The 15,299-nt window shown below is 40.4% G+C and carries 17 protein-coding genes and 1 riboswitch; of the genes, 1 reads left to right on the top strand and 16 read right to left on the bottom strand.

Features of this window, described 5'->3' with window-relative positions; all coding sequences use genetic code 11:
* The 15 genes from AWV70_RS24415 to AWV70_RS08640 all read right to left on the bottom strand — a co-directional run.
* The coding region (locus AWV70_RS24415) for an FAD-dependent oxidoreductase (protein ID WP_235588588.1) at positions 1-496 on the bottom strand (496 nt) is incomplete at its 3' end.
* Positions 497-597: 101 nt separating this feature from the next.
* Positions 598-1,524: a hypothetical protein gene (locus AWV70_RS08700; protein ID WP_060206192.1), complete on the bottom strand. Its 927-nt coding sequence runs from the start codon at positions 1,522-1,524 to the stop codon at positions 598-600.
* Between the two features lie 39 nt (positions 1,525-1,563).
* Positions 1,564-2,088: an AAA family ATPase gene (locus AWV70_RS08695; protein ID WP_060206191.1), complete on the bottom strand. Its 525-nt coding sequence runs from the start codon at positions 2,086-2,088 to the stop codon at positions 1,564-1,566.
* A gap of 229 nt (positions 2,089-2,317) precedes the next feature.
* Positions 2,318-2,527: a hypothetical protein gene (locus tag AWV70_RS08690; protein ID WP_060206188.1), complete on the bottom strand. Its 210-nt coding sequence runs from the start codon at positions 2,525-2,527 to the stop codon at positions 2,318-2,320.
* A gap of 408 nt (positions 2,528-2,935) precedes the next feature.
* Positions 2,936-4,042, bottom strand: coding sequence for a hypothetical protein (locus tag AWV70_RS08685; protein WP_060206186.1), 1,107 nt, complete (start codon positions 4,040-4,042; stop codon positions 2,936-2,938).
* Positions 4,035-4,550: a sigma-70 family RNA polymerase sigma factor gene (locus tag AWV70_RS08680; RefSeq protein WP_153009933.1), complete on the bottom strand. Its 516-nt coding sequence runs from the start codon at positions 4,548-4,550 to the stop codon at positions 4,035-4,037. The genes AWV70_RS08685 and AWV70_RS08680 overlap by 8 nt, the downstream gene beginning before the upstream one ends.
* Before the next feature lie 175 nt (positions 4,551-4,725).
* On the bottom strand, positions 4,726-5,553 hold the full coding sequence (locus tag AWV70_RS08675) for a hypothetical protein (RefSeq protein ID WP_060206184.1): 828 nt from the start codon (positions 5,551-5,553) through the stop codon (positions 4,726-4,728).
* Between the two features lie 94 nt (positions 5,554-5,647).
* Complete coding sequence (locus AWV70_RS25295) at positions 5,648-5,806, bottom strand: DUF4083 family protein (protein WP_082713528.1); 159 nt, start codon at positions 5,804-5,806, stop codon at positions 5,648-5,650.
* A 76-nt stretch (positions 5,807-5,882) separates the two neighbouring features.
* Complete coding sequence (locus AWV70_RS08670) at positions 5,883-6,638, bottom strand: MerR family transcriptional regulator (RefSeq protein ID WP_060206182.1); 756 nt, start codon at positions 6,636-6,638, stop codon at positions 5,883-5,885.
* Positions 6,639-6,671: 33 nt separating this feature from the next.
* The gene (locus tag AWV70_RS08665; protein WP_060206180.1) at positions 6,672-7,004 is read right to left on the bottom strand and encodes a DUF4870 domain-containing protein; all 333 of its coding nucleotides are present in this window, start codon (positions 7,002-7,004) and stop codon (positions 6,672-6,674) included.
* Between the two features lie 212 nt (positions 7,005-7,216).
* Positions 7,217-8,347 (bottom strand): hypothetical protein, encoded by a 1,131-nt coding sequence (locus tag AWV70_RS08660; RefSeq protein WP_060206178.1) that lies wholly within the window; start codon positions 8,345-8,347, stop codon positions 7,217-7,219.
* Between the two features lie 12 nt (positions 8,348-8,359).
* On the bottom strand, positions 8,360-9,613 hold the full coding sequence (locus AWV70_RS08655) for an ABC transporter permease (protein ID WP_235588587.1): 1,254 nt from the start codon (positions 9,611-9,613) through the stop codon (positions 8,360-8,362).
* Positions 9,610-10,485, bottom strand: a complete 876-nt coding sequence (locus AWV70_RS08650; protein ID WP_060206175.1) for an ABC transporter ATP-binding protein — start codon at positions 10,483-10,485, stop codon at positions 9,610-9,612. Before AWV70_RS08650 ends, AWV70_RS08655 begins: the two co-directional genes overlap by 4 nt.
* 1 nt (position 10,486) lies before the next feature.
* Positions 10,487-11,239 carry a hypothetical protein gene (locus tag AWV70_RS08645; protein ID WP_060206172.1) on the bottom strand — a complete coding sequence of 251 codons (753 nt, stop codon included), beginning with the start codon at positions 11,237-11,239 and terminating at the stop codon, positions 10,487-10,489.
* Complete coding sequence (locus AWV70_RS08640) at positions 11,226-11,792, bottom strand: RNA polymerase sigma factor (protein WP_060206170.1); 567 nt, start codon at positions 11,790-11,792, stop codon at positions 11,226-11,228. The genes AWV70_RS08645 and AWV70_RS08640 overlap by 14 nt, the downstream gene beginning before the upstream one ends.
* A gap of 144 nt (positions 11,793-11,936) precedes the next feature.
* Positions 11,937-12,101: riboswitch (M-box (ykoK) riboswitch) on the top strand.
* Positions 12,102-12,302: 201 nt separating this feature from the next.
* Here AWV70_RS08640 and mgtE point away from each other — a divergent pair.
* The gene (gene mgtE / locus AWV70_RS08635) at positions 12,303-13,283 is read left to right on the top strand and encodes a magnesium transporter (RefSeq protein WP_060206168.1); all 981 of its coding nucleotides are present in this window, start codon (positions 12,303-12,305) and stop codon (positions 13,281-13,283) included.
* 179 nt (positions 13,284-13,462) lie between these two features.
* Here the strand turns inward: mgtE and AWV70_RS08630 are convergent.
* The coding region (locus AWV70_RS08630) for a HelD family protein (protein ID WP_235588586.1) at positions 13,463-15,299 on the bottom strand (1,837 nt) is incomplete at its 5' end.

Genomic DNA, 15,299 nt, shown 5'->3' with positions numbered 1-15,299 from the left:
TATAGGAAGTCAAACGACAAATCGAGTAAAATATATACCTCACCATCGGATCGGGTATTTCAGCATCTCCCCACTCCTTAAGGCTAACTTCCGGAATGGAAGAAACATTTAACTTCATAATCTTTACTATTAATTTGCTGAGCATGAATTTAGCTTTCCACGATAGAAGTGTTGACGACATAATCGATGAAAAATCTGTTGGAATGACGTGAACCGAACCATTTAAAATGCCGTGAATATGAACATTTTTCGTAGCATTCCCACCTGGAAGAAATATTCCTAGTTCAGTTAAAATGTTCGCAGCATCCCCTGACAAATACAATCCATGCGGTCCTAAGTTCAAAAGAACCCCATTTTTATCATTCGTCATCGCCCTTCCACCTAGACGTTTCGATTTTTCCAAAACGATAACCTTTTGTCCTTCTCTCGCCAAAAAATTTGCTGCTGTCAACCCAGCCAATCCGCCACCAATGATTGCAACATCATAATTAAGCATAAAAAATCCCTCCTACATTTGTTTTGTAATCAAAACGAATGAGGAAAGGATTTTGTGACAGCTATATAAAATTTCATGAGGTTTCCGCTATTTACTTTTCGTCACCCGCCCGATTGCACATCAAACATATACAACTCATCTCCGTCCAAAAACAGCAACCTGCTCTCCCGATTGTTCACTAATTGCGGTTCCATACACGTACCATCCGGCTTGATCAGCTCGATACCATGGACTGCCTTAAATTCATCGCCTTCACGCTCCAACTCAAAAAGTGACCGTCGTCCCCATCTATCCTCATATGCTACAATCTTATCTCCGTTAACCGCAAACGACTGGAAACCCATGCCTTCTGGCGAATAATACACTGTCCGCCCCTCTAGCCGCACCCCAATCTTCGAATCAATACTGAAGAAAAACCAAATCCCACCTTCAACGTCACCATTCAGCGCCAAACACTCAAAAATGGAATATTCCCTGTCCTCTTCAAGCGAATCAATCTTTCGGCCAGACGCATCCCAGCCAACGAGCCCGCTGCGGCCGACTGGTTCCTCCCATCCGTAATTGCCGAAAACCCCCTCATCAAAGTACCCTGTCCAAATCTCTTGGTTCCTTGCCACGTACACATGCCCAATCCCGTCACCTAAACAAAACGACCGGATCAATTGCCCATTTTCATCATACACCCGTGCGTTTTCCTCAATATTCTGCGCATCATGGTAATACGACCGCGCACCGACTAGCAATATATGTCCATCATCTATCGGCTGTATGTAATGATAATTCCACTTCTCTTCCGGCAAATGCAGTACCGTCTTCTGCCCGTTCTGCAGATGCACGACATAATAACTGTAGCTCTCCTCCGTAACAGTTGCAGGGAAACTACCATTAATTAACGGTGGTCGCTCTTCCGCAAGCAGGACGAATACATCGTTATGATGGCCGATTGCAATCGAAACCGGATTCGCGTATTTCAGCTCTTCGTTCAGATTCGCTATGGGGGTTATGGGTATTTTAATTGTTGATTTCATTATTTTTCAGCCGCCTTTCTTGGATTGACTACTTTCATTTCATTCATTTATGTATTTCACAACCTCATCAATATAGCTCCCTAACGGTCTTCCAGTGTCAACGGTAATCCATTGATACCCAGTTGGTTTTTCACTTTTTTCTACTGCCTGCTTAAAAACCTCTTCTGAATTTACCTTGCTTATTTGACTTACCATTGTTTCACGATTTCTTAATCTATTATTCACCTTTTCAAAGTCATCCAGCAGGCATTCAACGTATTTATATTTTACATTGTACTTATTAGACAAATCTATTCCCCTATCAATCATTTCTTGATAAAAGTAAGGACTGTCAAATACGACACTTTGTCCTTGTGATAAATGAAGTTCAATTAATGACCAATCAATATTGTATGAGACCTTTCCAGCCAATTTGGCATCCATCGGAAAATCCTCTGTTGATTGCAATAAAGCCGATTTTACAACATCATGATCTACGATGACGGCTCCATTCCTCTTAGCAATTTGTCGGGACAGTGTGCATTTTCCTGAGCCAGGGAAGCCAGACATTTGAACAAAGAACAAGTTTACGATCTCCTTTCTACACAACTCGTTATGGCAAATCATTGATTTTACTGCGGTGTTTGCAACTCAATCGTTAGATGGCATATATATTCGCTAAAATTAGTTAATCTGCCATTTTTTAAAGGAAATGCATTGGGGAAAAACCAAATCATCATATACTGACTCCATTGAATTTTGCAAGTCCCTCTATAAAAGTGTTACTCAAACTAAAGTACCAATTGAACAACTTCTAGTCTTTACCGGAAATAACATTTAAAATAATCAAAAATACTTTTTCATTATTAAATTCACCGACATTTACCAATTGGTGAAGCTCGACCGTTTCCCCTTCATTTAAAGTTGCTTGTTTTATGCCATTATCTAATGCCTTTGAAAAAGAAAAATTCTCGTAAACTCTCGCAATTGTCCATTCAATAACTATTTGATTATTTATCCTCAACTCAATTCACCTCATTTCATATAACCATCATTGGCTAACCTATTCTATGATTCCCATTAAAATTCCTTCTTCAAGTAAACTGCCACGTTGTTAAAAAGAATATTACTGACTTTCTTTTAAAATCATCATTCTCCCACCTCCGTTTTTGTTCGATTATCTTTCCACTTCATTATGTCAGCAAAACAGTAATTTTCAATCAACTGAAAATCAAAAAGCTTCACATCAACGTTTTGAAAGAGAAAAAGGATGTAAGACTCTAGAAAAGCTTCCCTTTCCCACACCATGTTTCTTAGAATAATGTTTTGCCTTGTCTCCTATCTATTCCACAAAACAGCAGAAATCCCTGCCTTTTCATGTAATAACAAACGAAGCGTCCTCTAGTGAGACGCTTCGTTGCCAACTATTCATTTATTGTTCGGAATAATGTAGAGTGACGATGAGGTCTCCTGCCGCCGAATGCTCAGTGCTGATCATTTGAGCAGTTTCTGCAAAATAAAGGTCGACGCCCTCAAAATCCGTGAGTACTTGATTGAAATATTTTTCATCGACCTTTAGGTAGCTCATAAATTCAAGCTGTCCGTCCCTGAATGTAAACTCAAGTTCATCTCCATACAATAAGGTTGTTTCTCCATCATCTTTCACATTCCTTGTATACGCATCACCAAAATATGTGGTGACTTTTACCTCCGGATCGCCAAGTGTGATTCCATGCAAATACAGGTTTTCTTTCGCAAACGAAACGATTGGCTGTGAATGGTTTAACGCAATATGATAGCTGTTTCCTCCCACCTGCTCCAATGTAAAGCCAGGATTCGACCCGAAGTTGGGATCGTCATTTTGCGAAAACCGAACGTTCAGCTGCCCATCAGGGGTATATTCCATTTTAATGATTTGGGCGGTTTCCACCGAATAAATGAACCGTGTCTCTCCCGACATGAATTTGACCTCGGTTGCATCCATATACATTTGATGTGCATGCTCCTCATCCATATCCAAAAAGAGAATTGAATCCACCTTGTCTTTATAGAAGTAGACAATTATTTGATTGTCATAATTCATTGCCTTGTCGGCTCCGCTTCCATCCAAATCATCTTCCAGCGAGTATGAATCACCCAGTTGGTTTATGACGTTCTCTTGCATAGCTCCTACTGTAATCCCATTTACAGTGAATATGCCTTCGTTATTTGTGAATGTCGGCTTGGACAGGTCAAGCGCCGCTTCCCTTTCATCTTTAGGTTTTTCTTCATCCATGGGGGACTCTACGGAATCCACAGGCTTTTCGCCCTTAATTAGCGGTACCTCTGTATCGGAGGCAGGCTTTCCATCCTCTTTGTCAACTGTCACTTGAAAAATGAAATACATGGCACTTGCCAACACAGCGGCAGTCATGGCGGTATACGGCCATTTCAATTTTCTTCTTTTCGATCTCTCTTCAACCTTTTCTGTGACATTTTGTATGACGCGCTTCTTGCTGTCCGACAGGTCTTTCAATTCCGGAGGCAAAAATTTATTCATGATTGAGCACCTCCCATTCGAATCCTTGCAACTGATTCCGTAACAGCTCCCTGCCCCGTGTGAGCCTTGTCTTCACTGTGCTTAGTGGGATTGAAATGACGTCTGCCATTTCGGCGAGGGTCATTTCGTTATAGTAAAAATGCACAAGCACTTCCCGTTGTTTTAATGGCAAGTTAAGAATCGCCTCTCCAATTAGTTCCTGCTCATCTTTCTTCACCAATCCATCTGCATTTCTCTTACCAGCGTGAAGCAATAGTGAAGTCTTCAACTGAACTTTACGGTAGTTCCAGCTCCTCAAATAATCCTTGCTTTTATTCACTGTCATTTTAGCCAAATAAGCTTTTAGCTCCCCACGTTCCTCATACTTCCCATTATTGTTGTAAAACTTGATGAACACCTCTTGTACAAGATCTTCTGCTGCATGGAGATCCTTCACATAGCCATACGCGATTCGGAGCAAATAGTCTGTATAGCGAGCCATGATTTCCACCAGATCTTCCCGATCCAAATTGGCTTCACCCCTTTCCCTACCTTGTAAACGAAAGCCGGCTCTCATAAGTTTGGAAATCCAATGAGTAAAATTAATTCTCCTACAGGCAACCCAAATCTTTCGCGCTTCTAAAAAGGTGCGGGCGTCAAACAATCGTGAAATGTCTGTTACACCGGCACCTTTACTACGGCTGTTATTTTTCGGATATTCGGGCGGCTTCATCGACAAGTCCCATACTGTCCATTGCGTCAGCCACTATTCTGTACAGTTCTTGATTATCTTGCAAAGTATAATTGAGCTGAATGTCCCTAAATAATGCAAGTCGTGAAGCAACTGGTGAGGAGAAGAGGTATTCCTGCAACAATTTCAAATCGGGATCTATGTGCTTGTGAATCGGAAATAATATGTGATTTTCTCCCTGAAGAAGTGGCTTAGTTACACCTAGTCCATCTTGTGTTTGAATAGCGACATTTCTTTGCCGTTGCATTTCCACGTGTTGAACGTAATGATACGGATTGTTCATAATAGGCATCTGGATATTCTCCATCAAAAAGTTGGTGACTCTCTCTCGAACCAATTTTTCAGTTTCAGACGGTTGATATGGAGAGTTTGCAGCCTCTGTAATCCATTGATTTTTGGCATCTAAATACTTCCCTTCACTTTCGAACTGATTATAAAACAGTTCCCCGTCAGTTAAATTAATCCTTAAAAATTCACATAAATTCTTTGCCACTATACGAGTGGGACGTTCAAAATCCATTGGACATACGCAAACAATAGGGGCCGCCTCTAGATCAGCTACAGAACTGAAATCAGTAAGGAATCCATAATGTATACCGTCCATTCCAACGTTTCCAAATATGACCACGTCACTTGGTGTGTTAAAATATCTGAAATCCTCAAGGGAAAGGTAGAATTTAAGTCCAAGGTAAAATTGTTCGTCGTCTCCAAGAACATTTTGTAAGTCAATTAATCTTTGGAGTGTAGGTGGTCTATCATATTTACCAAAATTACTGCCCATTTATTTATCGCCCTCTTTTTTCATCCGGACTAAAAACTACTGGATCAAAATATTTCCAACATATTGCGCACTGCCTGCTGTTAGACAATCGGTATCATTCATTTCTTTTTTCATTTTCTAACAGCTCGATTAGTTTATCTAATTTCTGTTCTATTTTCTTATTGCTTTGAATTTTTTTATTTTGATTACTCAATAAAGAACTAAACATGAACGCAAGAAAACAGACGAATAAAATAAATAATAACAACTCCATAAGTATGTAGCTCCTTTAATCGATGTCAGTCATGTGCAAATCACTACCAAATACTCACTTCCTCACATATGATCTACTATGATGGATTATTTTTCCGATAAACTTCCATAGCCTCTTTTAAAAACGCTAGCTCCTTTTCTGTAAAAGGATTTGGGAATGATAAAGGTTTTGCAGATGGTAGTTTTTCTACAATCAACTCCAATTTCCCTTTCGAGGTTTCATTCATGAGTAATAACAGGGATTCAATTGTTTCTTGCGATTCCTGAGCGGACGGTATGGCTTCAGTTACTGTTAAATGCTTAATTTTAGATAAGGTTTTAATCCATTTTTTATCTAAGTCAATCTCCTCCGGACTACTTATATTTAATACATCATCTGTTATTGCTTTAGAAAAGTGATCTTCAAACCATTTTTGTGTATCTTCTTCAAACATTAATTTTTGAACCATCGCACAAAATACATTGAGATTTATAATTTCCTCAGCCTCTATTGTTTCAATGAGATGATTTAAGTCAGAAAGAATAGTCATGATTTCAAGGCTTTTTGCTTCAAATAACTGTTTTTGCTGGTTTAAGGACTTCAATACATCGGCACCCTTCACAGAATTCTTTTGAAGTAAGTTGTGAATGTCTTTTAGGGAAAGACCAAGAAACTGTAAGGATTTTATTTTTTGAAGAGTAGACAAGTTATCTTCAGAATAAAGTCTATGTCCCCCTTCTGTATAATCACTTGGTTTAAGTAAGTCTATACTGTCATAATATCGAAGAGTTCTAATGCTGACACCAGACTTTTGCATGAACTCTCCAATAGTAAAAACACCTCTTCCCGACAAATCTCCTCACCTCTTTTTCTAGTAGTCTACCTTTCAAACTTTAAAATAACGAATAACGGGATAAGAAAACTTTTTCCCCATTAAAGTATTCAATACTGCAATTAAAATCAAAACTGTTTCAACAGCGATAAGTCCATAAGAAAAAACAGATGCCACTCTCCATTTTAAGGAAATCAAGTTCAAGATCAGAAAGACTGGAAAGAAGGTAAAGTGAAGATTCATCCCTTCTTTTGCATGATCTGCAAAGTACTTATTTCTGTTCTTCGCCACTAAGTATACCAATATTGGTAAAACAAAGGTAAGCAGTAGTGAGAATAGATGCATCAGGCTTGCCATTACCCTAATTAATAAATTCTCGCGTTCCATAACATCAGCCTCCAATAGCATTCAGTATTTTGTTACTGTTGAGTAACTACATGAAGTATAAAAGGTGACGTTACTGGAGATTCAAGTACAAAAGTAAATTTATTTTTTGATCGGGACTTTGATGATTTATTATTGGACTAAAAAGTCGATTCCAGTAGGTTTGGAATCGACTTTTCTTATTCATTCTTGCTTGACGATGAAGAGGTGTTTTTTCACATCAAAACATCCACCTTTTTTTCACGCTTCACAAGGCAGTAAACAATAATGAAGCTTATTATAATCATGCTGCCGTATGATACAGGTGCTAGCCATTTCGGATTCCAAACGGAAATCATATATGGCAATAATCGACTCAGTCCAAATATAAGGAAGCCAACTATGAACGGAATTTGAATGCCGATTAAGGAGACTAAATTCGGAACAACATTCGAGAAACTCATTGAAAGCGTTACGAAAATGAATCCGATCAAGTAAATTGCGGCGACACATAGCATGATGAATTGGAAGAACGTCGGATCGTACCAAGATTCATTCGCAATAAACGTGTTGACATGGACTTTGAAAAACATGGATGTATTGTTCAATGAATATAAGCTGAAATAGACTGCCAGCAATCCAGTTATCACAAGAAATGTGGCGATATATCCTGCCAGGAGTTTTGTCTTTAAAAGGTTTCGTCCCTTTTTCGAAGTGTATTGCAATGGAAGGATCCCTCTTGAACGATCCTTCAAAATCATCGGCGAAATGACTAACACAACGCTGAAAAGAATGGCTACCCCCACATTTGCAATGAAATGCTTAAAATTGCTCATAGCTATTTCCGTGTATACTCCGAATTTCTCTTTTGCAATCAATTCATTTAAACGCGCTCTCTGATTATCAGTAAGTACGTCGGGAATGCTTTTTCTATAATTATAAAAATCAATCAGTCTTTCAAACTCTTGCAACTCCCAAAATAGATCAATTTCACTTTCGAAGAAAATATCGCCTTGAAGATCGCTTGCCTTTTGAGATGAATTTTGCCAATCATATGCTTGGAATTTTTCATATGTATCTAATCCATTTCCAACTGCATCTTCCCTTGACTGCAAGTATTGAGTTGCTTCTTCAGCTTTATCCTCATATGTTTTTTGGAAGTCAATAAATTCATTTTCATCCATCGTAGCGCCATATTTCTCGACCATTTCAACTCCGATGTTATACGAATAAACTTCACTTCCATTCGGGAAATACTCAATGTAAAATTCAATCAATAAAAAATAAAGCACGCTGTTGATAAACAACAGCAACAGCATCGTCTTCCACGTAAAGATCTTCTTCAGTTCATTCCATAAAATCCTCATTGTTGCACCCCCTTATGAAATATCGATTTTTTTGAAACGTATATATGACATGAAACTAACTGCAAGCGTGATCACCGTCCAACAGCTGATTGTCATCCATTCGAAGTTTTCGAACATAATCAACCCGCTGCTTCCCATGAACGAGGATCCGATTGCCAAGAGCAATGTCGGTAATGTATACGCAAAAACGAATAACAGGATTGATGATGTTGGCATGAAGCTAGGCAATAGCCACATAAAAATGAAGAGGGCCGCAATAGAAAAAAAGGTGATGTAACTGTTTTTCACCACAACAGATAATGCAAATGTTAATCCGACAAAAAGCAAAAGCACGATGAAAACGAGTGCAATGAGCCCTATTAAAAAGGTCCCTACAGATAGATCCCACCAAGCAACATACGGGAAGTTGTATTCCCAGTTGAACGCGCTACTAATTGACGTATTCCATATTTGCGAGTAATCAAAGACCGTAAAAAATGTACCAAGAGTAATCGCGAAAAGGAAAACAATTATAGTTGTCGCTATTGCTAAAGATGCTAAAAGCTTGTTTTTCATCAGTTTTCTACCGCGTTTTGTGGAGTACGCAACTAGATGTGTCTTGTTTTCAAACTCATACGTCGTAATCAATGCAGTCGACAAGACGATTAATAATAGAGCTTCGATAATGATATGCAGGAAGACCGTCTTGAATAGAAAGCTATGCATGAAATATGCTTTCCCTGCAAAGAACCATTGCTTATGCTCTCCATTATTCACCATTTCATCGAATCGTTCAGAGAATTTATCGTACTCATTCATTAGTGTTTCGGCAGCATTGCCACTAAGACCATACTTCTTAATTTCTGACTCAGCCGTTTTCCGTATATCAATTTCTCCATAGCTTTCATCAATTGACTTTGCCGTGTTCAAATACATCTCTTTAAGTTGCAGACGGTTGAAAAACTCCCATTGTTCATCGTTATACTTTTCTTGATCCTCAAACCGCAAACCGTCAAGAAATTCATAGACACTCGTAAACTCGGACCCCGTCATTCTACTTAATTCTGCAAAGTCCATTTGAATATCACTTTCAAACCGCTCCATCGAATTATCCGTAATGTCCTTGCCGTATTGATCGATAATCTCATTCACCATTTTCAATTCTTCTTTGTGGTCGGATGAACTGATGATAACGAAAATATTAAAGGCGGAAAAGAGGATGAACAAGGCTATTAAGATAGGTGAAGTCAATGCCTTTTTGCATTCATTAATGATGATCCGCATCATTCTTCCCCTTCGATTACATCGCGATATTCATATAGGAATACATCTTCAAGTTGAGATGGGACGGAATTCCATTCCATTTCGGGCGCTCCTTTGTGGATGAATCGGACAATCATCTTGCCATACTCCTGCTTTTCAGATAGAAGGACGTACTTCTTCCGGAACTCTTCCAAGTAGTCAAAGTCAATCGTCGTTTCAAACACATTTCCATTCAATGTTGCACAAATTTTCTCAACCGAATCTTTATATAGCAGCTGCTTGTTTTTGATCATAATGATTTCATTCGCAATCGACTCGATATCCGAAACGATATGCGTTGAAATGATGACAAGTCGTTCGCGGGCGAGTTCAGTGAGCAAATGACGGAACCGTGCTCTTTCTTTCGGATCAAGGCCTGCTGTCGGTTCGTCTAAAATGAGGATTTTCGGGTCGTTCAGCAATGCTTGTGCAATACCGACACGCTGGATCATTCCGCCGGAAAATTTCTTCATTTTTTTATTCACAACATCACTTAACGCTACTTTATCTAAAAGCTCATCAATTTTTTGGAGCGCTTCTTTTTTGCCGATTCCTTTCAATGCCGCTAAATACAACATATATTGCTTCGGCGAATAGTTTTTGTAATAACCGAACTGCTGTGGCAAAAAGCCTAACAGGTCTCGGTACTGCTCGTCCATCTCAAGGATGTTTTTCCCGTTATACTGGATTTCCCCTTCGCTCGGCGTAATTAAGGTTGCCAGCATTTTGATCAGCGTCGTCTTTCCTGCGCCATTCGGGGCAAGTAGGCCATAAAGGCCAGTGTTGAATTCCATATTGACCTGCTGCAATGCAGTAAAATCACCATAGCGCTTACTCACATCTTTCACGACTAACATATTAAAATACCCCTTCCGTCTGTTTGAAGATGATTAGCTTTTTCAAGTAGTTCATATAAAGTATCAGGCAACCGAGCAGAGCAACTGCATAGACGATTACTGGCATATGGAGGAGCATGCCGTTGTAAAACTCGTTATTGACTGATCTCAAGATGTTATTTCCGAGGAGCCATATAGTTATTGTCACTATGACAATCCCTTTTGTCCTCCGGTTCATAAGGGCGATCGAAAGAATGATCGAGAACAGGAACAGTGATGTACCAGAAATCATGAACGCACGAACAAAATGAATTTCTTCGTATTTCATGGCAACGAATGCAATTGCCAGCGTATTCAAGATCATCGTAGAAACACTAAATGCGAGCATCCGGAAGGCTACGACTTGATAGACGTTGTATTTACAAGCCATTTCTACGTCATAGGTGGCATTTTGTGTTTTATTCATATACGTATAGATCGAAAAGGCAAGAAACAGAATCGGCGATAAAAGGAAAATATACGCATATAGACTTTGCACGTCGCCATGAATTGGCATGATGAGAAATAGGCTGTATAATCCGATCGCTATCATTACAATGAAGCTTAGCTCCAATCGGTCCGAAAACAGATGCCTCCATCCGACTTGTTGAACCATTGATCGCAAATAGGATGAAAAGGATTCTCTCCTCACTAAGCCTTTTGAGACAATTTGGCTGATTTGCCTGTCGATTGTGCTGTCATCCGGCATCGGGATGTTGAATTTATCTTTCTGCAATGTTCTCCACCTCCATTTCTTTGCGTATCCTCTTCAGTGCTGCGTAGTATCGCGTTTTGACTGTAGATAAAGGGATTGCTTCGATGGCCGCAATCTCCTTTAATGTATAGTCGCCGAATAGCTTCAACCGGATGATTTGCTGAGAATGTGCATCAAGCCGATTCACCACTGAATTAACAAATTCGAATTGTTCTTTGTGCTCAAGCTCGATTTCCAGATTATATTCATCTTCAACTTCCTGATGGATATCCTCGATTGGCTGTGTAAATTGTGCGTATCGATAATGCTTGGAGCGGAAGTAGTCGACAATCCGGTTTGAAGCGATTCGATACAGCCACGTCCGGAATGATGCTTTTTTTGGGTCGTACGCATGTATGGATTGCAAAACAGCGATGAATAACTCCTGCGTTACATCCATCGACAGCTCTGCATCCAAAGTCTGCTTATAATGGAAAGCATACATTTCCTTATAATATTTCGATACGAGCGCATTCGCCGCGGACTCACTGGCATTTCTCTTTATCTGTTTGATCCACCGCAGATCATTCTCCATTTGTTCATCACATGCTTTCCACTATCATTGCCTATAAGTATATTCGTATTTTGTTTGGAAAAGGTTTTAAATTTCTTTCTGATTTCCCGGTTTGTTTGACAATCCCTACTATGACCTTTACACTGGCTACTAGACATTCATATATCGGACCCTCGCTAGGTGAGGCTCCTATGCGGAGATACGCTACTGCCCAGAAAAGTCGAAAGACTCCAATGGGTCAACAGGAACCATCGACATAAGGTGGTTTTTAATGTAGCTGGCATTGCTCCTATGCCGCATAGTGCCAAAGCTCTGCAATGGAGGTTACTTCACTATATTTTATTCCAAAATGCTGAACACCCTTCTTTGCGGAGGGTGTTTTTCCTTTTTTGTCGGCAAAATAGGGTCCAATATGATGATCAACGAGGAGGTGATGGGGATGGACTGGCCCCCTGATAGTAGATTGTCCACTTATAAGTCAATAGATATCCCCGCACCTCGGGGACAATACCGTTAAAGGAGGTCCTTACGTTGAAGCAAATTTACAATCATGAAACAACAGGATCATTAATGAAGCATGGATATGTCGCATTGTTGGATTCCTTTACTGTGGAACAGGCAATTTTTCATTTGCGGCAACAAGTACAAGGAAAGAAGAATGTACATTATGTGTATTTGATCGATCAAGCACAACAATTAACTGGTGTCTTATCAGTTCGCGAATTACTCGCCTCACCAAATACCGCTGTCCTATCCGATATTATGAAGAAGGAACTTGTCTATTTTTCCGTAGACTTGGATCAAGAAGAAGCTGCAAAAGTGTTCCGGGATGAAGACTTGGTCTCGATTCCTGTCGTCAATGAACAGCGGCAGCTGTTGGGCATCATTCACGTTGAAGATATTATAGATGTCATTCATCAAGAAGCGGATGAAGATATCGGCAAGCTGACCGCATCGGGCAAGGAGATAAATTTCACGACAAGTCCACTTAGGGCCGCTGCAAAAAGGCTACCTTGGCTCATTTTATTATTATTCATCGGGCTGATTTCCGGCGGGATCATTGAAAGCTTCGAAGAAACGTTGGAGACTGTCGTAGCGCTCGCCTTCTTCATGCCGATGATTGCCGGGATGACCGGAAATACGGGAACCCAGTCACTTGCAGTCGTCGTCCGCGGTCTTGTTTCGGAAAAGCTCGATATGAAAAAGGCTTGGAAGCTATTATGGAGAGAATTTTTAGTTGGAATTATCATTGGTGTCACGTGTGCGATCATCATTGCCATTATTGCATTTGTATGGAGAGGCGACATGATTTTAGGGTTCGTCGTCGGCATTTCTCTGTTGGCTACGCTTATTATCGGCACTATTGCCGGAACGGTCATTCCGCTTGTTTTATATAAATTAAAAGCGGACCCTGCAGTTGCTTCCGGTCCCTTAATTACGACGATTAATGATATTCTTTCACTGCTGATCTACTTCGGTATCGCTACTATGTTCATTACGAAACTTATATAATGAAGGCTTGTTCATTGTTAATCATAAAAGGATTCCTTTTTCTAAGGAATCCTTTTATTTTATGCGTGTATTTTTAGGTTTATAAACTTTTCTGGAGTTTTATGCGTGACTGGAAGCATTTATGCGTGTTTTTCTTTATTTATGAGCTTTTCCAGTGATTTATACGCTCCTGGAAGATTTTATGCGTCTTTTGGTGTTATTAATGGTTGCAGCGAGTCGGAAAGCAAATGGAGTTCATGCATCGGTCTCGTCATCGCTACATATAACAACTTTCGATCGATCGGATGATCCCTGAATGGTTCGTCGAAAGCGGCGATGATAACGGCGTCGAACTCTAGACCTTTTGATAAGTGACTTGGCACGATGAGAAGGCAATCGCCGTTTATGTCGGAATTCTCACCGAGCAGTTGAACCGACATGCCCGACTTTTCAAGCTGCTTGTTAAGCACCTCGGACTCTTTTCGCGTTTTACAAATTAGAGCAATCGAGCGGTGTCCCCTGCCGAGGATCGCCCTATAGATTTCATTCACCTTGGAAGCATCGAGTACCGGCAAATCATAAAACTCCGGCTCCCGGCCATGGCGGACAACCGGTTCGACTAGCGGCAGATCTTCTTCCATCTGCTCGAGAACCTTGTTTGCCAATTCCATAATCTCGATTGTCGTTCGGTAGCTTTTTTGCAACGTTGTATAAGTGGCTCTTGGAAACATTTCCTGTACCGGATCCCATGATGTCAATGCCCGGTAGCTATGGATTCCTTGTGCCAGGTCCCCGACCATCGTGAACATATCCGTTTCCAAACCGTCTTGAAGTGCTGCCAGCTGGAATTCGCTGTAATCCTGCACCTCATCGATGAAGACGACACGCATTTTCCATTTATCCGCCACACCTTTCAACTTGGCGTGAAGAAAATAAAGGGCTGCCAAGTCCTCTGTCTCCCACGCATCACTAGCGTGCGCGGCAAAAAAAGCATCCCTTTCCGAATCGGACCAGTGGCATGCCAGTTCTTTATGTAATTGAGGGTTTGTTAGCCATTCCCTATACAAATTTTTAATATTGAACTTTTTAAATCTCTTCATGTAAGTGGAAACCGTTTTCTTCCCTTCCATTTCAATAGAAGGAAGCCGTTCATCACGCTCATCCATGACCCTTGTAATACGTGCCTTCCGCTTCTCATCATCACGGATGCCATACAATGCTTTATCGAGCGCTTCTTCATATTTGTCGGATAAGAGCTTGTACAGCTGTTTTCGCTTTCGATTCACTTCGCTTTGCATAATGAGCTTAATACGTTCGATCCTTTTTTCAAGAGGCATATATTTGAAATCTTCTAGGAATAACTTCTTCAAACGAGTTGCCCGCATAATTCGGTATTTTTCAATATAGACGTCTTCAAAGAGGGCTGCTGTTTCTTGTTCCAGCTTATCTACATAACTTTGCATGATTTCACGATAGTGAAGCGTTCCTTTCATACGTGCAATGAACAGTTGTTCTTCATTAAGGGAATCAGCTGCGGTCAACAGCTCCAGCTTTTTATTCGGATCCGCCAATTTCAGTTTCAGACTTGTAGCATCTAGGACGTATTCGGCGAATGTCGTTTGGCATATCCGCCCGACCCCCAACTCTGGCAGAACTTCTCCGATATATTCCATGAACAACCGGCTTGGCGCCAAAATCATCAGCTTCTCTGAAGGGAAATCAGTGCCCATCGTATAAAGGAAATAGGAAATCCGGTGAAGGGCGATCGTCGTCTTCCCACTGCCCGCGGCACCTTGAACGATGATCGGCTGTTTCAAATTCGCCCGGATAATTTCATTTTGCTCCGCCTGGATTGTCGAAACGATTTCGGTCAACCGGACATCCGCTTTCCCTGATAATGCTTCCTGCAGCAGTTCATCATTCGTTGTTAAATCAATATCAAGAACATCCAGCAATTCACCTTCTTCGATTTTGTACTGCCGTTTCGAAAAAAGATGTCCGCTAATTTCTTCGTCCCGCACTTTATACGTCAAGTCT

The sequence above is a fragment of the Sporosarcina koreensis genome (genome assembly GCF_001531445.1).
In the GTDB taxonomy this organism is placed as follows: domain Bacteria; phylum Bacillota; class Bacilli; order Bacillales_A; family Planococcaceae; genus Sporosarcina; species Sporosarcina koreensis_C.
The sequence above is the reverse complement of the archived record's forward strand: the minus strand, read 5'-3'. Positions and strand labels throughout refer to the sequence as shown.

Excerpts from the sequence above, each read along its gene's own strand:
- AWV70_RS08660 (WP_060206178.1), bottom strand. The coding sequence starts at position 8,347 with ATGAGGATTTTATGGAATGAACTGAAGAAGATCTTTACGTGGAAGACG.
- AWV70_RS08675 (WP_060206184.1), bottom strand. The coding sequence starts at position 5,553 with ATGGGCAGTAATTTTGGTAAATATGATAGACCACCTACACTCCAAAGA.
- AWV70_RS08665 (WP_060206180.1), bottom strand. The coding sequence starts at position 7,004 with ATGGAACGCGAGAATTTATTAATTAGGGTAATGGCAAGCCTGATGCAT.
- AWV70_RS25295 (WP_082713528.1), bottom strand. The coding sequence starts at position 5,806 with ATGGAGTTGTTATTATTTATTTTATTCGTCTGTTTTCTTGCGTTCATG.
- AWV70_RS08685 (WP_060206186.1), bottom strand. The coding sequence starts at position 4,042 with ATGAATAAATTTTTGCCTCCGGAATTGAAAGACCTGTCGGACAGCAAG.
- AWV70_RS08650 (WP_060206175.1), bottom strand. The coding sequence starts at position 10,485 with ATGTTAGTCGTGAAAGATGTGAGTAAGCGCTATGGTGATTTTACTGCA.
- AWV70_RS08700 (WP_060206192.1), bottom strand. The coding sequence starts at position 1,524 with ATGAAATCAACAATTAAAATACCCATAACCCCCATAGCGAATCTGAAC.
- AWV70_RS08655 (WP_235588587.1), bottom strand. The coding sequence starts at position 9,613 with ATGATGCGGATCATCATTAATGAATGCAAAAAGGCATTGACTTCACCT.
- AWV70_RS08640 (WP_060206170.1), bottom strand. The coding sequence starts at position 11,792 with ATGGAGAATGATCTGCGGTGGATCAAACAGATAAAGAGAAATGCCAGT.